This is a genomic window from Neisseria flavescens, from assembly GCF_001618065.1.
GTDB classification, from domain to species: Bacteria; Pseudomonadota; Gammaproteobacteria; order Burkholderiales; family Neisseriaceae; genus Neisseria; species Neisseria flavescens_A.
Genome location: NZ_LAEI01000041.1, coordinates 65452 through 88833 on the forward strand (window position 1 = coordinate 65452; position 23382 = coordinate 88833).

Annotated in this window: 22 protein-coding genes; 9 read left to right on the forward strand and 13 right to left on the reverse strand. The window is 47.8% G+C overall.

What is annotated here, in order from left to right; genetic code table 11:
- Nucleotides 1–12 precede the first annotated feature (12 nt).
- Nucleotides 13–321 carry a hypothetical protein gene (locus TW89_RS05695; protein ID WP_003745794.1) on the reverse strand — a complete coding sequence of 103 codons (309 nt, stop codon included), beginning with the start codon at nucleotides 319–321 and terminating at the stop codon, nucleotides 13–15.
- Between the two features lie 168 nt (nucleotides 322–489).
- On the opposite strand from TW89_RS05695, the gene TW89_RS05700 reads away from it, so the two are divergent.
- Complete coding sequence (locus TW89_RS05700; RefSeq protein WP_003745796.1) at nucleotides 490–801, forward strand: helix-turn-helix domain-containing protein; 312 nt, start codon at nucleotides 490–492, stop codon at nucleotides 799–801.
- Between the two features lie 101 nt (nucleotides 802–902).
- Here the strand turns inward: TW89_RS05700 and prfA are convergent, their stop codons facing one another.
- From prfA to TW89_RS05725, 5 genes are all read right to left on the reverse strand, one after another.
- Complete coding sequence (prfA, locus tag TW89_RS05705) at nucleotides 903–1979, reverse strand: peptide chain release factor 1 (RefSeq protein WP_128580819.1); 1077 nt, start codon at nucleotides 1977–1979, stop codon at nucleotides 903–905.
- A 155-nt stretch (nucleotides 1980–2134) separates the two neighbouring features.
- A complete protein-coding gene (locus TW89_RS05710; protein WP_128580820.1) occupies nucleotides 2135–3403 on the reverse strand; it encodes an Nramp family divalent metal transporter in 1269 nt (422 codons plus the stop codon).
- Nucleotides 3404–3690: 287 nt separating this feature from the next.
- Nucleotides 3691–4458 carry a TatD family hydrolase gene (locus TW89_RS05715; protein WP_128580821.1) on the reverse strand — a complete coding sequence of 256 codons (768 nt, stop codon included), beginning with the start codon at nucleotides 4456–4458 and terminating at the stop codon, nucleotides 3691–3693.
- Between the two features lie 13 nt (nucleotides 4459–4471).
- The gene (locus TW89_RS05720; protein WP_128580822.1) at nucleotides 4472–5455 is read right to left on the reverse strand and encodes an asparaginase; all 984 of its coding nucleotides are present in this window, start codon (nucleotides 5453–5455) and stop codon (nucleotides 4472–4474) included.
- Nucleotides 5456–5521: 66 nt separating this feature from the next.
- Nucleotides 5522–6184, reverse strand: coding sequence for a DedA family protein (locus TW89_RS05725; RefSeq protein ID WP_128580823.1), 663 nt, complete (start codon nucleotides 6182–6184; stop codon nucleotides 5522–5524).
- Nucleotides 6185–6469: 285 nt separating this feature from the next.
- Here TW89_RS05725 and TW89_RS05730 point away from each other — a divergent pair, with 285 nt between their 5' ends.
- Both TW89_RS05730 and ubiD read left to right on the forward strand, forming a co-directional pair.
- Entirely contained in the window at nucleotides 6470–6979 is a 510-nt protein-coding gene (locus TW89_RS05730; protein ID WP_128580824.1) for a DUF2199 domain-containing protein, read from the forward strand.
- Nucleotides 6980–7304: 325 nt separating this feature from the next.
- On the forward strand, nucleotides 7305–8783 hold the full coding sequence (gene ubiD, locus TW89_RS05740; RefSeq protein WP_128580825.1) for a 4-hydroxy-3-polyprenylbenzoate decarboxylase: 1479 nt from the start codon (nucleotides 7305–7307) through the stop codon (nucleotides 8781–8783).
- 267 nt (nucleotides 8784–9050) lie between these two features.
- Here the strand turns inward: ubiD and TW89_RS05750 are convergent, their stop codons facing one another.
- The 4 genes from TW89_RS05750 to nirK all read right to left on the reverse strand — a co-directional run bounded on the left by TW89_RS05750 (nucleotide 9051) and on the right by nirK (nucleotide 14007).
- Nucleotides 9051–11144, reverse strand: coding sequence for an AsmA family protein (locus tag TW89_RS05750; RefSeq protein WP_128580914.1), 2094 nt, complete (start codon nucleotides 11142–11144; stop codon nucleotides 9051–9053).
- Between the two features lie 176 nt (nucleotides 11145–11320).
- Entirely contained in the window at nucleotides 11321–11590 is a 270-nt protein-coding gene (rpsO, locus tag TW89_RS05755; RefSeq protein ID WP_036491726.1) for a 30S ribosomal protein S15, read from the reverse strand.
- Nucleotides 11591–11799: 209 nt separating this feature from the next.
- Entirely contained in the window at nucleotides 11800–12555 is a 756-nt protein-coding gene (locus TW89_RS05760; RefSeq protein ID WP_128580827.1) for a formylglycine-generating enzyme family protein, read from the reverse strand.
- Between the two features lie 267 nt (nucleotides 12556–12822).
- Nucleotides 12823–14007 carry a copper-containing nitrite reductase gene (nirK, locus tag TW89_RS05765; protein ID WP_128580828.1) on the reverse strand — a complete coding sequence of 395 codons (1185 nt, stop codon included), beginning with the start codon at nucleotides 14005–14007 and terminating at the stop codon, nucleotides 12823–12825.
- A gap of 400 nt (nucleotides 14008–14407) precedes the next feature.
- Between nirK and TW89_RS05770 the strand changes: the two genes are divergently transcribed.
- From TW89_RS05770 to TW89_RS05780, 3 genes are all read left to right on the forward strand, one after another.
- Nucleotides 14408–16663, forward strand: coding sequence for a nitric-oxide reductase large subunit (locus tag TW89_RS05770; RefSeq protein ID WP_128580829.1), 2256 nt, complete (start codon nucleotides 14408–14410; stop codon nucleotides 16661–16663).
- Nucleotides 16664–16758: 95 nt separating this feature from the next.
- Nucleotides 16759–17658: a 50S ribosomal protein L3 N(5)-glutamine methyltransferase gene (gene prmB / locus TW89_RS05775; protein ID WP_128580830.1), complete on the forward strand. Its 900-nt coding sequence runs from the start codon at nucleotides 16759–16761 to the stop codon at nucleotides 17656–17658.
- 225 nt (nucleotides 17659–17883) lie between these two features.
- The gene (locus tag TW89_RS05780) at nucleotides 17884–18621 is read left to right on the forward strand and encodes a toxin-antitoxin system YwqK family antitoxin (protein WP_128580831.1); all 738 of its coding nucleotides are present in this window, start codon (nucleotides 17884–17886) and stop codon (nucleotides 18619–18621) included.
- Between the two features lie 46 nt (nucleotides 18622–18667).
- On the opposite strand, the gene TW89_RS05785 is transcribed toward TW89_RS05780, so the two are convergent.
- Complete coding sequence (locus TW89_RS05785; RefSeq protein ID WP_003682296.1) at nucleotides 18668–19228, reverse strand: adenine phosphoribosyltransferase; 561 nt, start codon at nucleotides 19226–19228, stop codon at nucleotides 18668–18670.
- A gap of 168 nt (nucleotides 19229–19396) precedes the next feature.
- Here TW89_RS05785 and gmk point away from each other — a divergent pair, with 168 nt between their 5' ends.
- From gmk to TW89_RS05800, 3 genes are all read left to right on the forward strand, one after another.
- A complete protein-coding gene (gene gmk, locus TW89_RS05790) occupies nucleotides 19397–20014 on the forward strand; it encodes a guanylate kinase (RefSeq protein WP_003686079.1) in 618 nt (205 codons plus the stop codon).
- 52 nt (nucleotides 20015–20066) lie between these two features.
- The gene (gene rpoZ, locus TW89_RS05795; RefSeq protein WP_003682294.1) at nucleotides 20067–20273 is read left to right on the forward strand and encodes a DNA-directed RNA polymerase subunit omega; all 207 of its coding nucleotides are present in this window, start codon (nucleotides 20067–20069) and stop codon (nucleotides 20271–20273) included.
- 106 nt (nucleotides 20274–20379) lie between these two features.
- A complete protein-coding gene (locus tag TW89_RS05800) occupies nucleotides 20380–22536 on the forward strand; it encodes a RelA/SpoT family protein (RefSeq protein WP_070591026.1) in 2157 nt (718 codons plus the stop codon).
- 116 nt (nucleotides 22537–22652) lie between these two features.
- Here the strand turns inward: TW89_RS05800 and TW89_RS11715 are convergent, their stop codons facing one another.
- Both TW89_RS11715 and recX read right to left on the reverse strand, forming a co-directional pair.
- Nucleotides 22653–22814: a hypothetical protein gene (locus tag TW89_RS11715; protein ID WP_049344044.1), complete on the reverse strand. Its 162-nt coding sequence runs from the start codon at nucleotides 22812–22814 to the stop codon at nucleotides 22653–22655.
- Between the two features lie 75 nt (nucleotides 22815–22889).
- Nucleotides 22890–23351 carry a recombination regulator RecX gene (gene recX / locus TW89_RS05805; RefSeq protein WP_128580832.1) on the reverse strand — a complete coding sequence of 154 codons (462 nt, stop codon included), beginning with the start codon at nucleotides 23349–23351 and terminating at the stop codon, nucleotides 22890–22892.
- Nucleotides 23352–23382 lie beyond the last annotated feature (31 nt).

The window sequence follows — 23382 nt, forward strand, 5'->3', positions numbered from 1 at the left end:
CACTCCTAATATTTAATTGATTTCTAAGTAGAAACTACTTTTATCTTTATTCTGCCATTTAATTGAGTAAGTGATGTTTTCACTTCCTTTTGTTGTGGTCAATTTGGCAGAACATACTCTTATTTCGGCATCATGATTAACGGCAGTTTCTTCCACATCATCCAATGAAACAAATTGACCTAAAAGAAATGAGCGTTGGTTAATGATTTTTTTAACCAAATCTTCTGCATCACTTGAACCGCATGAAGGTAAGCCCCCCATACAACCAGTTAATAACATTACTGGTAAAATCCCAGCAAAGAGATAGTGTTTAATTTTCATTTGGTCACCTCAAGATTTAAAGTTTCATAAAAATGGAAAAGTACAGTAAAACTGTATGAAGTATTGCATTTAAGTATTTTTATGTCAAGAAGTACAGCAATACAATTTCAATTGAATCTATTTCTCTCTAATATCTTTTGCATGAATATAAGTCGTGCAATTAGATTTTTGAGAAAACAAAAAGGTTGGACACAGCAGCAACTTGCTGATTTTGCAAATACTTCGAAAAGTAATATCTCCAATCTTGAGAATGGTAATCAAGGATACAGTGAGGCTATCTTAAAATATCTTGCTGATGCATTGGGATGCCGTGTTTCGTCTATTTTTCTGCTAGCAGAATACTTGGAAAGACAGCAAAACAATACATTAAAGGATTTAGAAGAAATGCCGGTCGAACTGATTTTTTTACAACTTCCTGAACCTTTACAACAGTCTTTTAAATTATTGATGATCCAGACCTTGGAGCAAATCTCAAAATAAATACTGTTTTATAGGTTTGTTTGTTTTTAAATAAAATCCGTCTGAAATTTACATTTCAGACGGATTTTATATTGGTAATGATGATCAGAGTGAGGCAAATATCAATCCCTCATTGCCGCCAAAAGCTCGGCTTGATGCTCGGCAATCAGGGCATTGGTGATTTCTTCCAAGTCGCCGTCCATCACAAAATCCAGTTTGTGCAGGGTAAGGTTGATGCGGTGGTCGGTCACGCGGCCTTGCGGGTAGTTGTAGGTGCGGATGCGTTCGCTGCGGTCGCCGCTGCCAATTAGGGATTTGCGTTCGGCGGCTTCTTTGGCTTGTGCTTCGCGTTTTTGCGCGTCGTTTAAGCGGGCGGCGAGGACTTTCATCGCCTGTGCTTTGTTGGCATGTTGGCTGCGGCCGTCTTGGCATTCGACCACCATGCCTGTCGGCAAGTGGGTAATGCGGACGGCGGAGTCGGTTTTGTTGATGTGCTGACCACCAGCACCGGATGCGCGGAAGGTGTCGATGCGCAGGTCGGCCGGGTTCAGTTCAATGTCTTCCAGTTCGTTTGCTTCGGGCATGACGGCAACGGTACAGGCAGAGGTGTGGATACGGCCTTGGCTTTCGGTGGCAGGAACGCGTTGTACGCGGTGGCCGCCGGATTCAAATTTCAGACGGCTGTATGCGCCCAAGCCGATAATGCGGGCGATGACTTCTTTATAGCCACCTAATTCGCTTTCGTTTGCGGAAACGATTTCAACCTGCCAGCGGTTGCGCTCGGCGTAGCGGCTGTACATACGCAGTAAATCACCTGCAAACAGCGCGGCTTCGTCGCCGCCCGTTCCGGCGCGCACTTCGATGAAGATGTTTTTGTCGTCGTCGGCATCTTTTGGCAATAGCAGTTTTTGCAATTCGGTATCGAGCGTGTCGATTTTGGCTTTGGCCGCTTCGATTTCTTCGGCGGCAAAGTCTTTCATTTCGGGGTCGGACAGCATTTCTTCGGCATCTGCCAAGTCGCTTTGCGCCAGCTGATAGTTTTGGAAGACTTCGACTACGGGGGTCAGTTCGGCGTGTTCGCGTGTGAGTTTGCGGTAGTTGTCCATGTCGGACGTGGCTTCAGGCTGACCGAGCAGGTGCGTGACTTCTTCCAGTCGGTCGCTGAGTTGTTGTAGTTTTTCTAAGATAGACGGCTTCATAAATTTTCCAAAATACGGATGCCGTCGAGTGGTCTGCAACGGCGAAATAAGGAGTCATTATAATGGGTTTGAATGAAAATTCAAAAAGATATGATGGATTGGAAAGGCCGTCTGAAACCTGTTTTTAAGTTTCAGACGGCCTTTTTCATATGGGCTTATTTAGGAGCAGCCAAGATGCCTGTTTGGTTCAGCAGGAACAAAACGGTAAAGCCGGTTAAGTAAATCAAACCGATAATGGCAAGGAAATTCATGCCCATGGTCAGTTTGTGGCGTTTGTCGCCTTTGACGAGGCGGTAGTTCAGCCAAGCGAACACAGGGGCGGCAACGAAGGCGGTGATCATGGCGAATTTGAGCAGTTCCGCCATCGCGCTGTTGAACCAGAAAATTACGGCCAAGCCTGAGCCTGCAACCCAGATGTTCCAAGCAAACAATTCGACATTGCCGGTTTTGTCTTTGCCGCGCAGCAGGCGTACCGGTTCGGCAATCGCGCGCGCGTAGCCGTCCACTACGGTAATGGTGGTGCCGTACATGCAGGCGAAAGCAATAAATGCCACTAATGGACGAGACCAGTCGCCGATGGTAACGGCGTACATATTAATCAGTTGGCCAACATATTTGCCGCCCGCCATTTGCACTTCCTCGCCGTTGCCGTATTGTACATATGCACCCAAGGCGAGGAAAACGACCGCCAAAATCGCGCTGGTAATGTAGCCGACGTTGAAGTCGAAAATACCGTCGCGGTAGCTGGAAGGGTTGATGCGTTGTTTTTCGGTAACCCACAAAGAGTTGATGGCGGAAATTTCAATCGGTGCAGGCATCCAGCCCATCAGCGCGATGAGGAAGCCCAAGCCTGCTAGTGTCCACGGGGTAGGCTCGATAAAGTCGGGTTTCATCTGCATGCCGCGAGACATGGCCACGGCTGCTGCGGCGACGGTGGCAATGGTCAGGCTGACGATGATGATTTTGGAAACGTTGTCCAATGCTTTATAGCGGCCACTTGCCAAAATCAGCAGGCAGGAAACCATAATCATGACGGACACCATGCCGGCATCGAAAGTCAGCGACGGGATCGCCATTTTGACGATGGCGGCGGTAACGATGGCGACTGCACCGGCATTAATCGTTGCTGATGCAATACATAAAATCAAAAATACCCACAAATAAACGCGGCTTTTTTCGGCATAGCCCTCAATCAGGCTTTTGCCCGTGTCCAGCGTGTAATGTGCGCTGAAGCGGAAAAACGGGTATTTGAACAGGTTGGTCAGAATGATAATCAGCGCAAGCTGCCAGCCGTAAAGTGCGCCTGCCTGCGTGGAGGCAATCAGGTGCGAGCCGCCGACTGCCGCCGAAGCCATCATGATACCCGGGCCGAGGGCATTAATTTTGCTTTTCCAAGTAGAGGAGTGTGTATGTTGTTCTGCCATAAGTATTTTCCGCCTGTTTCAGACGGCCTTATTATCAAAAAAAAGCATATTTTAACGTAAATAAAAAGTTTGCCCAATAATATGCGTAATACTTTTTATCAATCAAGTGGAAAATACGGCTTGAAAAAGCTGAAATGGTGCAATGAACGATATTTTGTGCCAAAAACATTTTTTCAGACGGCCTTGTATCGCTTTTTATTCATGAATATGGGGTAGGGGAGGCAGAGTGTGTTGGTTTGGAAACGAAATGGTAGGGAAAGGCTTTTTGATGCCTTGAGGTCGGCATATTAAGGGGAAGTATGGAGCAGGGAATCCACGTTTTGCTCGGTGATTTCAGCCAGTTGTACCAGTGGTACGTCGCGCAATTCGGCGGCAATTTCGGCGATACGGCGGATGTTGGCTGGTGTATTGGTTTCATGGCCGAGCATAAAAGGGCTGTCGGTTTCGAGAACAAAATCCGTGTCGTCTAAGGCTTGTAAGGCGGCACGGACTTTTTTTGCATTGGGATTGAGCAGCAGCGAGCCTATGCCGATTTTGAAGCCGAGTTTCACCAAAATCCGTGCTTCTTCTACGCTGCCGGAGAAGGCGTGAACGATACCGCCTCGTGTGAAACCGGCGGTTTTGACGGCGGCGGCAATAGCGGCAGAGGCTTTCAGATTATGGATGATGACGCGGCGGTTGAGGTTTTGGGCGAGGATGAGTTGGCGGATAAAGACGTCGGTTTGCGTGTCGCGTTGCGCTTGGGTTTGCTCTTTGCCATAAAAATCCAAGCCGATTTCGCCAACCCATGCTTGCGGATGCCGGATTAATTCGGACTCTAATTCTTGGAATGCCGCCTCGTTAAGGCCGTCTGAAAACCACGGATGAATGCCCAAAGCGATATGGATGTTTTCAGACGGCCTTTCCAGCTGCGCAACTGCCCGCCAATCTTTGGGGGATGTAGCCGGTACGATAAAACGCGCCACGCCGGCGGCTTGCGCTTCGGTAAGCACGGCAGGCAGCGTATCGGCAAGTTTGGGGTCGGCAAGATGGCAGTGGGTGTCGGTGAAAGTCATATTTAATGGCGGTTTACAGCAGATTTAATTGTCGCAATTCCTGTTGCACCTTATCCGCATTCCAGTCATGAGATACGGCAAAGGTCATCAATGCAGTGGCGGTTTCAAGGTTGCATTTGCCGCCGTTGATGATACCTGCCTGACGCAAAGCATCGCCTTGGGCATAGACGGCGGCGGCGCAACCTTGCGGCACTTGGCTGATGTTGAGCAGCAATTTTCCTTGTTGCGTAAAGGCTTGGACGGATCGGACAAACGCATCGTTGCTTGGCGCATTTCCGTGGCCGTAGCTTTGCAGGATTAGGGCTTGGGCGGAAAGATAGGGCAGGCTGTCTGAAAGTTCTTGTGCGGCATAACCGGGAATCAGCGTGCGGACGGAAACTTTGGCTTCAGGATTTGGAAGACGCGGTTTGAGGCCGTCTGAATGTTGGGTCGGGGCGGTACGAATATTGTGCCAACCTTTGTTTTCATCCCATTCTGCGAGTGCGCCAAAATGCAGGTTGTCAAAACCTGCGGCGGTCTCGGTGCTGACCTTGCTGCTGCCGACGGCGGGGAAGAGTTTGCCGTCAAAGGCAATGGCCACTTGTTTGAGCTTGAGCGAGAAGGCGGAAACGGCGGTGGCAAGGTTGCGCGGCGCATCGCTGTTGGCGGCATCGTAAGGCCATTGTGAGCCGGTCAGGATAACGGGTTTGTCCAAGCCTTGCAGCGAAAGGGCGAAGAGGTTGGCGGTGTATGCCATGGTATCCGTGCCGTGCAGCACCAAGATGCCGTCATAGTCAGGCAGTTTGGCAATAATAAGCTCCAGCCAGTCGCGTTGGTTTTGCAGCGTTACTGCGGACGAATCGATGAGCGGCTGGCAAACGTGCCATTCGAAATCAAGGCCGTCTGAAAAGGGGGCAAGGGCTTTATCGACGAGCGCGGTGTCGGGGCGCAGGCCGGCGCTGCTTTGGGTCATGCCGATGGTGCCGCCGGTGTAGAGGACGAAGATTTTTTGTTTCATGGTGTTTCTGATGAATGATTGAGGCCGTCTGAAAGCAGGGAAGTGTTTCAGACGGCCTGAAATGGTTTATTGATCGGCTTGTTTTTTGGCTTTTGCAGCGCGTTTTTCGTGTAATTTTTCACGGAAGAAGGTATGGCGGCGGTGTTTTCTCCACCAAATCCAGCCGACGATGACTGCGCCGATGCCCAGTACGGTAAAGATACCGGATTGCAGGCTGTGCATTTTTTTCATCAGCCAGTCGGTATTGCGTGCGCCGTATTCGCCCAGATAAATCCAAACCGGAACGGAAATCAGCGCAGCCAAGCCGTCCATCAGGATGAAGCGCAGGTAGGAAACCTTGCGGCTGATGCCTGCAGTCACGAAAACGGCAGTACGCAGGCCAGGCAGGAAACGGGCGACGAATAAAACCCAGTTGCCGTATTTGTCGAATTTTTCCTGTACTTGGGCATAGCGTTTGGGCGTCATCACGCGGGCAATCGGTTTGAATTTAAGGATTTTTTGTCCCCAAATCCGGCCGGCCGCAAACATAAAGCCGTCGCCTACCAATACGCCAAGCATGCCGACGGCAAACATAATATGCGAGTTGGTATAACCCAGGCCGGAAATCACACCGCCGGTTACCAGTGTCAAATCTTCAGGAATCGGCACGCCGAAGCCGCAAATAACCAAAACGAAAAACACGGCCGCATAGCCGTATTCAACGAAAAAAGATTCTAAAATTGCAAACATGGCCGCCGTCCCACGATAAATATTGATTGATGACTGGATTAAGTTGGAATTTTACCAAAGATAAGGCTGTCTGAAAGCAATCACAAGCAGATATTGTTTAAATTTGACGGTAGTTTGCAAAAAAACTCGAAATTCGGACGTGGAAAGTTGGGATTTGAACAGATTTGGCAGGTACAATAGCTGCTGGTTTATCTTTCAAACCCGAAATGGAAGTCTGTTTTCAGACGGCCTGTTTGGAAAGTTGGTTGTGGAATTAAAGAATCTAAAATTCAAAAGGAATCCATTATGTACACTTGTACTTCCTGCGGCGAAAATCATGAAGAGATGCCCGCAATCGGCTTTATCACTCCAGATCCCTATAATGAGTTAAGCGAGGACGAACGTAGTACCTACCAGGCCGAGTGTAACGGTGATTTCTGCATTATCCGCTATCCTGACCAAACTGACCGCTTTATCCGCACGGTGCTGCATATCCCCATTATCGGACATGAGGAAACGTTGGAATACGGCGTATGGGTATCTGTCAGCGAAAAGAGTTTTAACGATTATAAAAGCCACTTCCATGATAATCCGGAAAACGTTGTTTATTTCGGTATGATATGCAACTGGCTGCCCCCATATGAAACCAACACCTTCGGTCTGCATTGTAATGTCGTTACTCAGCTCAATAACCAACGTCCTCTGCTACAACTCCATCAAAGCAGTAAACATCCGCTGGTACGCGACTTTTACCAAGGCATAGAATACGCTGAAGCGCAGGCAAGGATAGATGCGGTATTCGGATCGGATTACTAAGAACAAAAGGTAAACATTCCTCTCTTGAACGAAACCATACTTGATATTTCCTACCTTTTCCTGCAACTGTTTTGTAAACCTGTCCGCTATTGAGCAAATTGTCCACTTCAGCGGAATGCCTATTACCTTCGTGTCTGATACGATTACAGGTGAAACGTGGATAGATTTCTGCTACAAGGGCTGGAAGTTCAGTATTCACAACCCATATGGTACATATTGGTTTTTGCTGAAAACAGCGAATGCCCCAAAGCCATATTGCAATATATGATTCAGGCCGTCTGAAATCCAAAATTTGGTTTTCAGACGGCCTCAAATAAGGATCAACATGAAATACAGAGATCTGCGAGAATTTATCGCCGGATTGGAAGCTGATGGCAAACTCAAGCGCATTCAGCATCCGGTGTCGCCGTATTTGGAAATGACCGAAATTGCCGACCGCGTGCTGCGCGCCGAAGGGCCGGCGTTGTTGTTTGAAAATCCGATTAAGCCTGACGGTACGCGCTACGATTATCCCGTGTTGGCGAATCTGTTTGGTACGCCTGAGCGTGTGGCGCTGGGCATGGGTGCGGACAGCGTATCCAAGCTGCGCGAAATCGGGCAGACGCTGGCGTATCTGAAAGAACCCGAACCGCCCAAAGGCATTAAGGACGCGTTTTCCAAACTGCCGTTGCTGAAAGATATTTGGAGCATGGCGCCGAACGTGGTGAAAAACGCGCCGTGTCAGGAAATCGTGTGGGAAGGTGACGACGTTGATTTGTATCAACTTCCGATTCAGCATTGCTGGCCGGAAGACGTTGCGCCGCTGGTAACGTGGGGCTTGACCGTAACGCGCGGGCCGCACAAAAAACGCCAGAACTTGGGCATTTACCGTCAGCAGTTAATCGGCAAAAACAAGCTGATTATGCGCTGGCTGTCGCATCGCGGCGGCGCGTTGGATTATCAGGAATTCCGCAAACTCAATCCTGACACGCCGTATCCCGTCTCCGTTGTCCTCGGTTGCGACCCCGCCACCATTTTGGGCGCGGTAACGCCTGTTCCCGATACTTTAAGCGAATACCAGTTTGCCGGACTGCTGCGCGGTTCGCGGACGGAGCTGGTGAAATGTATCGGCAACGATTTGCAAGTGCCTGCCCGTGCAGAAATCGTGTTGGAAGGTGTCATTCATCCAAACGAAACCGCGTTGGAAGGCCCATACGGCGACCACACCGGCTATTACAATGAGCAGGACCATTTCCCTGTGTTTACGGTCGAGCGCATCACCATGCGTGAAAACCCGATTTACCACTCTACCTACACAGGCAAACCACCCGATGAGCCTGCTGTTTTGGGCGTGGCGTTGAACGAAGTGTTCGTCCCGCTTTTGCAAAAGCAGTTCCCCGAAATCACCGATTTCTATCTGCCACCCGAAGGCTGCTCCTACCGCATGGCGGTGGTCAGCATGAAAAAACAGTACGCCGGACACGCCAAGCGCGTGATGATGGGTTGCTGGTCGTTCCTGCGCCAGTTTATGTACACCAAATTCATCATCGTAGTCGATGACGATGTGGACGTGCGCGATTGGAAAGAAGTCATCTGGGCGGTAACCACGCGCATGGACCCTGTACGCGACACTGTTTTGGTAGAAAATACGCCCATCGATTATCTCGACTTCGCCAGCCCTGTCAGCGGACTCGGCGGCAAAATGGGTTTGGATGCGACCAACAAATGGCCGGGTGAAACCGACCGCGAATGGGGGCGTGTGATCAAAAAAGACCCTGCCGTTACGGCCAAAATCGATGAGATTTGGGAGCGTTTGGGTTTGTAGATGTCGGATTTATTGGAATTTCTACTGCAAATATTGATGGAAATGATTTGGTCTATGTTTGAGGGTACGGTAGAAATATTGAGGCTCGATTGGAGAAAAAGAAAACTCTCCAAAAAAGGCTTGATAATGTTGGCGATATGGTTTGCCATCATTGTTGCACTGATTGTGTATATGGTCATTCCTAAGTGAACATTTTATTCTGATAATGTATCTGTTAAAAGGCCGTCTGAAACTTTTTGGGTTTCAGACGGCCTTTGATTTGAAAACCTAGCGCGGTTTGAGCCACTTCCATTGTTCTTGTATGGTTTTTTGAAGGGCTTTTTGTTTTTCTGCCGGTGTGTTCATGCCATTGGTCAAGCGGCTGTAATCGAGGGTAATGGAAGGGTTTTGTACGGTACCGCCGATTTTTAGGGGAATCGGTTTGTTTTTAGGTTGCAGTACATTGCTGATAAGCAGGTTTTCGGACAGCTTTTGGGTATTCAAATCGGTATAGCCGCTGCTGACAACGTGCAGACTGTCGGAAAACAGTTCGGTGTTGATATGATGGCTGATGCCTTTCTCGATTTCGCTATTGAGGATGAAATGATGGAAAGGGGTTTTGAGGTTGCTGTTGTCGATTTTTTCCGAAGAGATGCCGTTTTTCAGAATGCTGTCCATATCGATGCCGTGCCATGCGCCGTTGGTAATATCGAGAAGCAGGCTGCCGTTTAAGGCTTGTATCATTTGGGCACGGTCATTGCCGGTAGTTTTAATGTCGATAACGGCGTCGCCGCTGCCGCTGAAGCTGTGGAAACCGAACAGGTCTTGTAGCAGCGGCTGAATTTGTATGCCTTTTGCGTTTTGCTGAAGGTGGTAGGAAGCAGGTTGGGTCGCCGCAATACTCAGGCCGCCCTCGGTTTTGCCGCCATAAAGCCCGGCTTTGAAACGGTGCAGGGCGATATGTTCTTTATCGGCGGTGAGCAGGGATTCGACGTTTTCTAATTGCAGGCCGGCAGTTTGAATGCTGCCGATTTGGAGGTTGGCCTCAATGTCGGGCAACCAGGATTTGGCCAGCAGGGAAGGAAGATTCAGTGATGGCTGGGTTTTCAGGTCTTCCAAGTAAGGGGTCAGATTCAGTTTTTGTAAGGCGATACCGGCGTCAAGGTGCGGACGAGGTTGGGCATCGCGTTGGTATTTAAAGGCCAATGCAAGGGCTTGTCTGTCAAATGCGCCTTTCAGACGGCCTTCCCATGTATTGAGACTGAAATTGGCCTGTCCTTCAAGGGTACTGATGAATCGGGGGCGGGGAAGGCGGTTGATGGTGTCTTGCAGGGTGCTGAGGTGTAGTTTTGGTGCATCGATGCCTTTGCCTTTTTGCCAAACCAACGGGCTGGAAAAGGTAAAGTTGGTTTGGAGGCGGTCGTTTTTATGGCTGCCTTTGAGTTCAAAATTGGCGGCGGTCAAAACAGTTGGATAGAGGTTGGTTTTGTCCAGTTTGAATGAACCGTCCCATTGGTTGTTTTCACTGCCGGCGGTCAATGCACCGTTGAGTGTGTTGAGGTGCAAATAGCCGTTTTTAAACTGCAAGAGGGGCGAACGTACGTTGATATGTAAGTTTTGGTAGCCGCTTTCGGCTTGTAGATTGAAGTCGCGGAAAAGGGCGGTTTGGTTTTGCCAATTAAGGCTGCCTGCGATTTGGGCATCCAGCTTGTTTTTGAGCAATACGGTTTGCAGGTTTAATTTGAGGGCGGGAACGCTCCAGCCGGCATCATCTTGTACAAGATGGCCGGCGCCTTGCCAACTGATGGGGTTGCCGATGTTTTGCAGTGTGCCGCTGATATCGAATGGACGGCCGTCTGAATCAGCTCTGCGCAGGGAAAATTGCAGGTTGTTTAAGGCAATATTTTGCTCTTTAGTGTGATAACGGATGCTGCCGTTATTGATGATGATGCGGTTGAGCTGAAAACTTTCTTTTGACGATGGGTCTTGTTGCAGGCAGGCGGGCAGATGGTGTTTTGAGTCCAGTGTCAGTGTCGGGTTTAAAAGAATCCATTTCTCAAGAATGGGGGCATCCGACCATAGGCTGCTCCAACCAAAGCCCATTTTTGACTCGGCGATGTTCAGCGTCGGTGTGTCAGGTTCGGAAGAGGAAAGGCTGAGGTCTTTTAAAATTAGCGTGGGGCGTGGCAGCCATTTTCTGCCGATAGTGGTGTTGTATTTGATTTGGCAGCCATGGGCGGAAAAGTTTTTTTGTATGAATGCGTCAATGTTTTCTGTGTTGAATATGCGGAACATTAAGGCACTCAATACCGCCGCGAGGCATAAAAGCGCGGTAATGCCGAAAACCAGGGATTTCAGCCAAAATTTTCCTGAGTGCAACATGGAATGAACAGACAATTCAGATTCTCGCTTTGATGGGAGCTTTAAGGAGTGATTGGGAGTTTAAGCCTTGCTGCTTAAGCGTGTGGAAGTATAACACAGAGTGGGCCTGTGTTTCAGACGGCATGGGCATATGAATAAAAACACCGCCCAAAGGCGGTGTTGATTTTAAGCATAAATTATTTACGCAGACCCAGGCGGGTAATCAGTGAACGGTAAGTATCAGGCTGAGTACGGCGCAGGTAAGACAGCAGGCGACGACGTTGGCTAACCATTTTCAACAGGCCGCGACGGCTGTGGTGGTCTTTAGGGTTAGCTTTGAAGTGAGGAGTCAGGTCGTTGATGCGGAAAGTCAACAGAGCGACTTGTACTTCAGAAGAACCGGTATCGCCTTCTTTGCGTTGGAAATCTTTAACAATTTGTGCTTTTTGTTCTACGGTCAATGCCATGATGGATAACTCCGAAAATAAAAGAACCTTTTTAGGTTCGGACAAGTTTGCCAAGCCAAACGACCTAAGCAAACTCCTAAGTGCCTTTTTATAAAGACGGGCGGATTATGCCACAATTTGTCTTTGTGTGCCACATCTTTTCAGACGGCCAAAAAAAGCGGCGATACCTTCCAGTACCGCCAAAGCTGCTTTGGTGATAAAACTAAACTTTATTTGCTTGCGCAGCGGAAGCCTAAGTTATTTAAAACATATTTGGATTGCAGGCTGGTACGGATGCCGTAACGCAAGAAAGCCGCATAGTTGGATGGGTCGCTTGAGCCTACGGATGCGCCGCTACAGAACATTTGTGTGTTGGATGAGCCGGCTGAGAGTTGGCTGCTATTAAAGTCTTCAGTCCATTCCCAAATCAGGCCGTGCATATCGTATACGCCCCAGTAGTTGGGTTTGTTTTTACCAATGTCGTGCAGGCCGTTGCGGCCGCCGTCTGCATACCAATCTAAGATGGTGCGGTTGTAGCCGGGTTCGGCAGAGCCGTCTTTTTGAGTGGCAGAGGCCAAACCTGCAAATTCCCACTCGTCAATAGTCGGCAGGCGTTTGCCTTTGGAAACGCAGTAGGCATTGGCGGCAAACCATGAAACATTGGTTACCGGATGTTTGAGTTCGCTAGCTTTAGGCGCATAACTGTTGCTGCCGTTTTTCACCCAATGTTTCAGGTAAGCTTTTTCAGCTTGTTTGGAGCCGATATTACCTTTTTGCCATTGCGGATGTGTTTTCACAAATTCGGCAAATTCGGCATTAGTCACCGGATATTTGTCAATCTGGAAAGGTTTGACTTTAATAAGGGAAGTTTCTTTTTTGAGATAGAGAGGACGGTAGCTACCTCCTTCGATTTTTACCATTTCGGCCGCCGCTGCACTGCCGCTTGCGACAAGGGTAAATAGGGCGATGAGTGGTATGAGTTTCATAACGGGCTTTCTAATCTAAATACGGGATTATTAGGCTTTGATTATATAGCGAAACCGGATAAAAATCCTGAGAAGCCTTCTGATTATTGTGCTTTGGGCTTATCGGGTTCGTGAATGCTTGAAACCGGTTTTTCAGACGACCTTCGATGCTTGAGAGGTCGTCTGAAAAACCAATCTTTCGATTGGTCGTGGAAGAAAGCCACTGTTGTCCTTGCATCAGCCGGAACAGCAGTGGCTTTTTTCTGTTTCTATGCCGAGATGACTGGATTAGTAGCCACCTTTATCTGCAGATGCTGCGGAAGCAGGCGCTGCTGCGGAAGCAGCTGCTGGAGCAGAAGCGGCAGCACCGGCAGGTTGGTAAGCGGTGTCGCTCAGTTTTTTGGTCATGATTTCAGGGTTTTCGTTACCCTCAACTTTCAATTGACCCAAAGCACCTTTGTTGAACGCACGGAAGATAGAGTGGTCAACTATAGTGTAGCTGCCTGGAATATCGACTTTGAATTCGATCATGGCGGCGCCACCGGCAGGAATCACAGTGCTTTGTACGTTTTCGTTAATCAGTTTACCACCTTCAACATATACTTTGTCGAAGATTTCGCCGATAACGTGGAAAGAAGATACCAAGTTAGGACCACCGTTACCAACGTACATACGAACAGTTTCACCAGCTTTGGCTTTCAGGGCGTTGTCACCGGCGATAGAGCCTACGTGACCGTTGAATACAACGTATTCAGGTTGTTCGGCAATCGCTTTGTCCATATCGAAAGGTTGCAGGCCTTGAGCGCCTTTTTTACCTTTAGTATAGAAGTCGCCTTGTACGATGTAGAACTCTTTATCTACTTTAGGCAGGCCTTCTTTAGGTTCAACCAAGATCAAACCGTACATACCGTTGGCGATGTGCATACCTACAGGAGCAACGGCACAGTGGTAAATGTACAAACCGGCTTGCAGAGCTTTAAAGCTGAAAGTAGAAGTGTGGCCTGGGGCAGTGAAAGAAGCTTCTGCACCACCGCCTTGACCGGTAGCAGCGTGGAAGTCAACGTTGTGAGGAACGGTAGAAGAAGGATTGTTAGAGAATTCTACTTCTACGGTATCGCCTTCGCGTACACGAATCATTTGGCCCGGAACGTCGCCGTTGAATGTCCAGTAGTGGTATTCAACACCGTCTTCCATAGTCATGGTTTTTTCGACGGTTTCCATTTTAACGCGTACTTTAGCCGGATGATCGCGATCGATTGCAGGTGGAACTTCCGGAGCGTGAGTCATGATGGCATCGACTACAGGCAATTCTGAAGAAGGAGTCTCGGCAGCAGCTTGTGAGTCAGAAGCAGCAGCAGGAGCTTCGGCAGAAGCGGTGGCAGCCGGAGTTTCAGCTGGTTTAGCAGCTTGTTCGCCGCATGCGGCCAGTGCAAATACAGAAGCGATAAGTGCAGCTAAGGTTTGGCGTTTCATGTTTAAAGTTTCCTTATTGTAAGAAAAGTTAAGTATCCTGATAGGATGGTTTGAAATTTTGTATGATTATGTAGGCGCTTGTTTGGGTGTATTTTGACATAAATCAAATTGTTCAATGAATATGAATCTTTTAATCCTTAAATACTCCTTTAGTAGTATAAAAAACTAAACCGAAAAGTTTATTTTTGTGTGAAAATGTTAGTGTGGGCTTAACACAAAATATAACAAAGGAGGAGTTATACAGGATAATAGGAATCAATATCATGTAAGTTAATGGTTTTAAAGGAATATTATTGACAAAATATTTCTTTACTTTTAAAACCGTGATACAATCTTTAACATTCATATTTAATGAATTAATACCCAACCACTTTATTACCAAAATCAAGGAGTACTCAAAATGGGACAGTACAAGAAGCTTTGGTACTTGCTGTTTGCCGTACTGGCAGTATGCTTTACCATTCTTGGTTATATGGGTAGCGAAGTCTATAAAAAGGCTCCGCCATACCCTGAACAAGTCGTTTCTGCATCCGGCAAAGTCCTGATGACCAAAGACGATATTTTGGCAGGTCAATCTGCATGGCAAACTACCGGCGGTATGGAAGTCGGCTCTGTATTGGGTCACGGTGCATACCAAGCTCCGGACTGGACTGCCGACTGGCTGCACCGCGAGCTGGTTGCATGGTTGGATCTGACTGCACAAGAAACTTACGGCAAAAAATTTGACGAAGTTTCTCCTGAGGAACAAGCTGTTCTGAAAACCCGTTTGGCTGACGAATACCGCAACCAAAGCCGTATTAAGGAAGACGGTTCTGTCGTTATCAGCGATACCCGCGTGAAAGCGATCGAAAGTATTCTGCCTTACTATCACGGTGTGTACAGCGACGATCCTAAGTTCCAAACTACTCGCGAACACTTTGCAATGAAAAACAACACATTGCCAAGCCAAGAAGCGCGTGAAAAACTGTTCAACTTCTTCTTCTGGACTTCTTGGTCTGCTTCGGCCAACCGTCCTGACGAGAACTTCACTTACACCAACAACTGGCCGCACGAGCCTTTGATCAACAACGTACCGACTACTGAAAACTACATGTGGTCCTTCACCAGCGTGGTATTGTTGCTGATGGGTATCGGCTTGCTGATGTGGGGTTACTCTTTCTTGACCAAACACGAAGAGGTTGAAGTACCTACTGAGGATCCTATTTCCAAAGTACAACTGACTCCTTCTCAAAAAGCGTTGGGCAAATATGTATTCCTGACTGTTGCGTTGTTTGTCGTACAAGTACTGTTGGGTGGTTTGACCGCTCACTATACTGTCGAAGGTCAAGGCTTCTACGGTATCGATACTGCCTTGGGCTTTGAAATGGCCGACTGGTTCCCATATGCGCTGACCCGTACTTGGCACATCCAATCCGCTATTTTCTGGATTGCAACCGGCTTCCTGACAGCAGGTCTGTTCTTGGCTCCGATTGTGAACGGCGGTAAAGATCCTAAATTCCAACGTGCCGGTGTGAACTTCCTGTACATCGCCCTGTTCATCGTAGTCGGCGGTTCTTATGCAGGTAACTTCTTTGCTTTGACCCACATCATTCCGCCTGAGCTGAACTTCTGGTTCGGTCACCAAGGTTACGAATACTTGGATTTGGGTCGCTTCTGGCAACTTCTGCTGATGGTCGGCTTGCTGTTGTGGCTGTTCCTGATGTTGCGTTGCACCATTTCTGCCTTTAAAGAAAAAGGTACAGACAAAAACCTGTTGGCTATCTTTGTAGCTTCTATGGTTGGTGTGGGTGTGTTCTACGCTCCTGGCCTGTTCTACGGTGAGAAATCTCCAATCGCTGTGATGGAATACTGGCGTTGGTGGGTGGTTCACCTGTGGGTAGAAGGCTTCTTCGAAGTGTTCGCTACTGCTGCCTTCGCATTCATCTTCTACAACATGGGCTTTGTCCGCCGTAGTACTGCCACTGCTTCTACTTTGGCTGCTGCTGCCATCTTCATGTTGGGTGGTATTCCAGGTACATTGCACCACTTGTACTTCTCTGGCTCTACCTCTGCCTCTATGGCAATCGGTGCATGTTTCTCCGCTTTGGAAGTTGTACCTTTGATTCTGCTGGGTCGTGAAGCTTACGAACATTGGTCTTACCAACACCTGTCCGACTGGGCGAAACGTCTGCGTTGGCCTCTGATGTGCTTCGTAGCAGTTGCCTTCTGGAACATGATCGGTGCCGGCGTATTCGGCTTCCTGATTAACCCGCCGATTTCCCTGTTCTACATCCAAGGTCTGAACACTACTGCAGTTCACGCTCACGCGGCTCTGTTCGGTGTGTACGGTTTCTTGGCTCTAGGCTTCGTATTGCTGGTTGCACGTTACCTGAAACCTAATGCTCAATTTGACGACAAACTGATGACTTGGGGCTTCTGGCTGCTGAACGGCGGTCTGGTGGGTATGATTGCCATCAGCCTGTTGCCGGTCGGCGTGATTCAAGCTTACGCTTCTATCACTCATGGTCTGTGGTATGCACGTAGCGAAGAATTCCTGCAAATGGAAATTTTGGATACCCTGCGTTGGGTTCGTACCGCTGCTGACTTGATCTTCATCGGTGGTGCTGTCTGCGTTGCTATCCAAGCTACCAAAATCGTATTCAGCCGCGATAAATAATCTTAAGCTGAATTAAATCGAAGGCCGTCTGAAAAGTTTTCAGACGGCCTTTCTGTTATAATTTCAATATTCTTAAATCGACAAGACAAAACATTATGTTTAACCAAGCTGCTCAAGAGCTGACCACTGTTCGCGATTTATTGCGTTTCGCCGTCAGCCGTTTTAATGATGCCGGACTGTTTTTCGGACACGGAAGCGATAATGCCCATGATGAGGCAGCCTATCTGATTTTGCACACTTTGAATCTGCCTTTGGATACGTTGGAGCCTTATTTGGATGCCAAATTGTTGCAAAGTGAGAAGGAAGAGGTATTGTCCATTCTCGAACGCCGCGCAGTGGAGCATATTCCTGCCGCGTATCTGACACATCAAGCATGGCAGGGCGAGTTTGATTTTTATGTCGATGAACGTGTCATCGTGCCTCGTTCTTTTATTTATGAATTGCTTGGCGACGGTATTCGTCCTTGGATTGAACACGATGAGTTGGTGCATCGTGCTTTGGATTTGTGTACCGGTAGCGGCTGTTTGGCCATTCAAATGGCGCATCACTATCCCGATGCACAAATCGATGCCGTTGATTTGAGCTTGGATGCGCTGGAAGTGGCTGCGATCAATATCGAAGATTATGGCTTGGAAGACCGTATCAGCTTGGTGCATACCGATTTGTTCGAAGGTTTGGATGAAACCTACGACTTGATTGTTTCCAATCCGCCTTATGTTGACGCGGAATCTGTGGAAGCGTTGCCTGATGAATACCTGCATGAGCCGGAATTGGCTTTGGGCAGTGGCGAAGATGGTTTGGACGCTACACGTCAAATCATTCTGCAAGCGGCGAAATATTTGAATCCGAAAGGTGTATTGTTGGTTGAAATCGGTCACAACCGTGACGTATTGGAAGCGGCTTATCCAGAATTACCGTTTACTTGGTTAGAAACCAGCGGTGGCGATGGGTTTGTATTCTTGTTGACCCGTGAGCAATTATTGGGTGAAGAGTAGTTTATTTTGATATGAATAAAACAAAGGCCGTCTGAAAATTTTTCAGACGGCCTTTGTTCTGTATAATTTTTAATGTTTTAAGAAAATACAAATGCCTATAGAATGCCGAATATGAAATCCAAGCAGGCTTTGAAACTATAGCTTATAATATTCGTCATAGTTTCTAATGTCAGTGAATTTTTATTACTGACTTTTTGTAGAACATATACTGCCAAACGCCATATTATGAATAATTATTTAAAATCAGGCCTGTTGGCCGCTGCCTTGTTCAGTATGCCCGTTGCCGCCTTTGCCCAGCAACATACCGTTTATTTCAATCAAAACGGTAAACTGACGGCGACCATGCCTTCGGTTGCTTATGTCCGCCAATATAAGATTGAGGCAGGCAAGGCGCAGGTGCAGGATTTTTACTATCCATCGATGAAAAAATATTCTGATCCGTACGAGATACCTGCTGGTCAGATTAAGGTTTTTGTGCCGGCTCTGGATAACGGTACGCTGACTCTGTGGCATTTTAACGGGCAGAAAAAGATGGTTGGCAGCTATCGCAACGGCAAACCGCATGGTGAATGGGTCAACTGGTATCCAAACGGCAAAAAATCTGCGGTAATGCCTTATCAAAATGGCTTGAGTGAGGGCGTGGGTTCACGCTATTACCGAAATGGCGTGAAAGAAAGCGAAATTCAGTTTAAGCACGATAAAGCCAATGGTCATTGGAAACAATGGTATTCAGACGGCAGCCCGAAAACCGAAATGATGATGAGCAATGACAAACCGACGGAGATCATCAGTTGGGATGAAAATGGCCGCATCGTGTCTGAATTGAGTATTCGCAACGGTAAACGTAGCGGCATTATTTTGGATTGGTACGATGATGGTGCGAAGAAATCCGAGTTAGTTTATAAAGACGACCAGTTGGTGAAAAAAACTTTCTGGGATACGGACGGATACGTCCTTGAATAATTTTGATCATAAAAAACCGCAGGCTGATCAGCTTGCGGTTTTTTTATTACATACAGCCTTTGTTTTGGCACAGGGTAAATAATGGCGCGCCGCTTTCACGGATTTTTTTGCCGCCATCCAAGTCGGTAAATTCCAAAATGGCAGCCGCTTCGATTACTTCACCACCCAGTTTGCGGATAAGCTCGACACCTGCCAGCATTGTGCCGCCGGTTGCCACTAAATCATCTACCAACAAAACGCGTGCGCCCGGCTTGATGGCGTCGGTATGGATTTCTACCGTTGCTTCGCCATATTCCAAAGCGTAACTTTGAGAAACCGTATCAAACGGTAGTTTGCCTTTTTTACGGATGGGAACAAAGCCGACATTCAGCTGATAGGCCAAAGCTGCACCAATGATGAAGCCACGCGCATCCAAGCCTGCAACGACATCAACTTTCTGCCCCATATAGCGGTAAACCAGTAAATCGACCAGCAGGCGGAAATATTCTGCGCTTTGCAAAACGGGAGTAATGTCATGAAACAAAATCCCTTTTTGCGGCCAGTTTTCAATTTTACGGATTTTGTCCGCTAAAGCTTCTACGCCCATTACTTCAGGATGAATCAACATCTCGACATTCCGAAATCAAAAAGTTTTTAATACGATATTGTAGCGGTCATATGCGGACTTGCCAAATTAATCGATACAATAGCCAAATTTTGTAACATGCCGTCTGAAATTCCGAGAAACATTGTGTTGTGTTATAATTTACAGATACATACCATCGGCTGAACCACCATGCAAAATCATAAAAAAGGCAATATTTACATCATTTCTGCCGCTTCCGGTACAGGTAAAACGACTTTGGTGTCACGTCTGTTGAAAAATCATGACGACATCCGTGTTTCCATTTCTCATACTACGCGTCAGCCGCGTGAGGGTGAGGCACATGGCGTGCATTACCACTTTGTTCCCAAAGAAGAGTTTGAATCACTAATTGAGCAAAGAGCCTTTTTGGAACACGCCAATGTGTTCGGCAACTACTACGGCACCAGTATCGCCGGCGTGAATTCCTTGAGCGAAGAGGGCTATGATGTAATTTTGGAAATTGATGTGCAAGGTGCAGCGCAAGTGCGTAAATCGTTGCCTGAAGCCAGCAGCATTTTCATCCTGCCACCTTCCTTTGAAGTTTTGGCGCAACGTTTGATCGGCCGTGGTACAGACAGCGAAGAAGTTATTCAAACACGCCTCTCAAAAGCCCGACATGAGATTGAGCAATCCGTTTTGTTCGATTACGTCGTCGTGAATGACGATTTGGATCGTGCCGAAGCCGATTTGTTCCACATTATTAAAGCAGGCCGTCTGAAAAAATCCTCTCAACAGGGATTTATTTCAAACCTGTTGGAAAATTCGTAAAAAACAGCGAAAATAACCGTTTATTTGAAACATAGAAAGAAAGCAAGCAAACATGGCTCGTATTACTACTGAAGACTGCACAGGTAAAATCCCTAACCACTTCGACCTTACCCTCGTTGCCGCCCGTCGTGCACGCCAGCTCGAAAACGGCAATACGCCATTGGTTGACGACATCCGCAACAACAAACCAACCGTAACCGCCCTGCGCGAAATCGCAGCCGGACAAATCGGAACCGAGCTGCTGACCCGCAATAAATAAACCAACCGGCAAACCGATAAAACCGCCGCGCGGACTGTATCGGTGCGATATAACAACCGATACAGTCTGACGGCTTAAAAAAATAGCCATAAAAGGCCGTCTGAAAATGCCAGCCCCACTGCCTACCGCCCCCTATGATCCGTTAACAGCAGAAGCGCGCGAGCTTCTGTTTCGCACCGCATCCTATCTCAATACCAATGAGCAGGCCGAGCTTGAAAGAGCCGTTGCCTACGCTTTCCACGCCCATGACGGACAAACCCGTAAAAGCGGCGAACCTTACATCACCCATCCCCTTGCCGTTGCCACGCAGCTTGCGATTTGGCACATGGATGTTCAAGGCCTCTGTGCAGGCGTTATGCACGATGTATTGGAAGATACGGGCGTAACCAAAGTCGAAATGGCGGCAGAATTCGGCGATACCATTGCCGAAATGGTAGACGGCCTCTCCAAACTGGAAAAGCTCAAATTCGAAGATCATGCCGAGCATCAGGCGGAAAGTTTCCGCAAGCTTATCCTCGCCATGACTAAAGACGTGCGCGTCATCGTCGTCAAACTTGCCGACCGATTGCACAATATGCGCACCCTTGGCTCTATGCGTCCGGAAAAACGCCGTCGCATCGCCAAAGAAACCCTCGAAATCTATGCTCAAATCGCCAACCGCATTGGCCTGAACAATGCTTATCAAGAGCTTCAAGACCTATCGTTCCAAAATCTCCACCCAAGACGCTACGAAACCCTGAAAAAAGCCATGGACAACAGCCGCAAAAACCGTCGCGATGTTGTCGGCAAAGTGCTGCGTGCATTCAGTCAGCGTTTGGTGGGTGTCAATATTGAAGCCAAAATCAAAGGCCGCGAGAAAAACTTATACAGCATCCATCAAAAAATGCTGGCTAAAAAGCTGCGTTTTGCCGAAGTAATGGATATCTACGGCTTTCGGGTCATTGTAAACAATATTCCTGCCTGTTATGCCGCGTTGGGTGCATTGCATAATTTATACCACCCCAAGCCCGGCCGTTTTAAAGACTATATCGCCATTCCGAAAAGCAACGGTTATCAAAGCCTGCACACGACCTTGGTCGGCCCTTACGGTTTGCCGATCGAAGTGCAAATCCGTACGCGTGAGATGGACGCTGTGGCTGAGGGCGGTATTGCCGGCCATTGGATTTACAAATCCGGTGAAAACACTCCGGACCAAGCCGTTCTCCATATGAACCGATGGATGAAAAATATTCTTGACCTGCAGGCCAGCAGCTCAAATGCCATCGAGTTTCTGGAGCATGTCAAAGTCGATTTGTTCCCCAACGAAGTCTATATCGTTACCCCGAAAGGCGATATCCTTACCTTGCCTAAAGGTGCGACGCCGATTGACTTTGCCTATGCCGTTCACACCAACATCGGCCATAAAACCGTTGCCGCGCGTATCAATAACGTCATGATGCCGTTGCGCACCAAGCTGAAAACCGGTGATACGGTAGAAATCATTACTTCCGAGCATGCCAAGCCTAATGTAGCATGGCTGAACTTTACTGTTTCCAGCCGTGCGCGCAGCGCCATCCGCCAATACATTAAAAATCTGAATCGTCACGATGCCGTTGTTTTGGGTGAGAACCTGCTGCAAAAAGCTTTATCCAGCCTGTTGCCTAAAGATATCCTGCTTTCAGACGACCTCAAAGAAAAATACCTTGCCGATTTGAATACCAAACAAACCTCGTTTGAAGAGGTTCTCTACAATGTCGGTATGGGGCATACTTTGCCAGTACACGTTGCCATGCACATTGCCGAGTTGGCAGGCCAACATTTTGGCAGCGCGGTCAAACTCAGCCCGATCAAAGTCAACGATCAAGAAACCGGCCGGATTCATTTTGCCGAATGTTGCCATCCGATTCCAGGCGATGCGATCCGCGCCTTATTGGTCAAAGACAAGGGTATGATTATCCACCGTGATACCTGCCAAACTCTGGTCAAAGCCGATCCGGAAGAGCAACTGGATGCGGGTTGGGACAGTTTACGCAATCAAACGTACCGCACCATACTCAATGTCAAATCCGAAGATGCGCATGGTTTGTTGGCCTCAATGGCGCAAGCGATTTCCAATTCCGGTGCGGACATCGAATCTGTCGATACGCCAACCAAAGCGCAAGCAGGAACGGAAGGTTTTGTAGAATTTAAATTCACAATTAAAGTCAAAGACTTGGATCAGGTTAATCAGATTATTCATGCAATGCATGCCAATCCGAATATCCGTAAAGTGATTCGAGGATAATCTCGTTATAAGCAAAGGCCGTCTGAAAGTATTTTCAGACGGCCTTTTTGAGTTTACAAATAAAAGCTGTTGGCTTTTTTAAGAGGGTTTATGGCTTTTTTGTAATTGGATTGGGTTTAATTCAACCAAAAACGGAAAACCAAGAAGAAAACTAAGGCCAAAACGCCGGCCCAAACCAGCAACATGAATCCGGCTACTGCCTGACCCAAGCGGTAAACAGGGTTTTTGCGTTCATCTTCGAGTAGGGGATTAGGTGTATCGTGCGGTTTGTCGGACATGATGAAGCTCTGATTGAATTATTGAATAAAAGCGTAAGGGTACGCCGATAGAAGCAAAGTTTCAAGTGGGAATGATTATTGATAGAAGTCTTCGTCTTCATTCCACGCGGTTTTTAAGGCCGTCTGAATGGTGTCAGCACCAAAGCCGCGATAGGCAAGGAAACGCGCCTGTTTTTGTTTTTCTTTCAAATCTTGAGCTTCTTGCTTGAATTTTTTACGCAAGACGGAAATAGCGGTTTGCAGCTCGTCCTCCCTGTCGGGTAGGAACTCCCGACAGTCGTCTGCATCGATACCTTGTTGTGCCAAGGCTTGCTTGAGGCGGAGCGTGCCGTAACGGTTGTTCTTGCTGTGAATATAGGCTTCTGCGTAACGTTGGTCGGATTGCCAATTCCGTTCGGCAAATTCGTCCAAAACCTTTTCCAATTCTTCTTCGCTTTCAGCGTGGGGAGCCAGTTTGCGTTTCAAGCCTACACGGCTGACTTCCTGACGAGAAAGAATATCCAAGGCGCGGGCGCGTAAGGTTTTGGGAGGTTTCATGGGGATATGGAAGAGGAGGGAGTTTAACTAC

Coding starts and splice junctions, on each gene's coding strand:
- nirK (WP_128580828.1), bottom strand. CDS start 14,007: ATGAAACGCCAAACCTTAGCTGCACTTATCGCTTCTGTATTTGCACTG.
- rpsO (WP_036491726.1), bottom strand. CDS start 11,590: ATGGCATTGACCGTAGAACAAAAAGCACAAATTGTTAAAGATTTCCAA.
- prfA (WP_128580819.1), bottom strand. CDS start 1,979: ATGAAGCCGTCTATCTTAGAAAAACTACAACAACTCAGCGACCGACTG.
- TW89_RS11715 (WP_049344044.1), bottom strand. CDS start 22,814: ATGTCCGACAAACCGCACGATACACCTAATCCCCTACTCGAAGATGAA.
- TW89_RS05695 (WP_003745794.1), bottom strand. CDS start 321: ATGAAAATTAAACACTATCTCTTTGCTGGGATTTTACCAGTAATGTTA.
- TW89_RS05750 (WP_128580914.1), bottom strand. CDS start 11,144: ATGTTGCACTCAGGAAAATTTTGGCTGAAATCCCTGGTTTTCGGCATT.
- TW89_RS05720 (WP_128580822.1), bottom strand. CDS start 5,455: ATGAAACAAAAAATCTTCGTCCTCTACACCGGCGGCACCATCGGCATG.
- TW89_RS05780 (WP_128580831.1), top strand. CDS start 17,884: ATGAATAATTATTTAAAATCAGGCCTGTTGGCCGCTGCCTTGTTCAGT.
- TW89_RS05760 (WP_128580827.1), bottom strand. CDS start 12,555: ATGAAACTCATACCACTCATCGCCCTATTTACCCTTGTCGCAAGCGGC.
- TW89_RS05715 (WP_128580821.1), bottom strand. CDS start 4,458: ATGACTTTCACCGACACCCACTGCCATCTTGCCGACCCCAAACTTGCC.
- TW89_RS05770 (WP_128580829.1), top strand. CDS start 14,408: ATGGGACAGTACAAGAAGCTTTGGTACTTGCTGTTTGCCGTACTGGCA.
- TW89_RS05785 (WP_003682296.1), bottom strand. CDS start 19,228: ATGTTGATTCATCCTGAAGTAATGGGCGTAGAAGCTTTAGCGGACAAA.
- prmB (WP_128580830.1), top strand. CDS start 16,759: ATGTTTAACCAAGCTGCTCAAGAGCTGACCACTGTTCGCGATTTATTG.
- recX (WP_128580832.1), bottom strand. CDS start 23,351: ATGAAACCTCCCAAAACCTTACGCGCCCGCGCCTTGGATATTCTTTCT.
- gmk (WP_003686079.1), top strand. CDS start 19,397: ATGCAAAATCATAAAAAAGGCAATATTTACATCATTTCTGCCGCTTCC.
- ubiD (WP_128580825.1), top strand. CDS start 7,305: ATGAAATACAGAGATCTGCGAGAATTTATCGCCGGATTGGAAGCTGAT.
- rpoZ (WP_003682294.1), top strand. CDS start 20,067: ATGGCTCGTATTACTACTGAAGACTGCACAGGTAAAATCCCTAACCAC.
- TW89_RS05710 (WP_128580820.1), bottom strand. CDS start 3,403: ATGGCAGAACAACATACACACTCCTCTACTTGGAAAAGCAAAATTAAT.
- TW89_RS05725 (WP_128580823.1), bottom strand. CDS start 6,184: ATGTTTGCAATTTTAGAATCTTTTTTCGTTGAATACGGCTATGCGGCC.
- TW89_RS05800 (WP_070591026.1), top strand. CDS start 20,380: ATGCCAGCCCCACTGCCTACCGCCCCCTATGATCCGTTAACAGCAGAA.
- TW89_RS05730 (WP_128580824.1), top strand. CDS start 6,470: ATGTACACTTGTACTTCCTGCGGCGAAAATCATGAAGAGATGCCCGCA.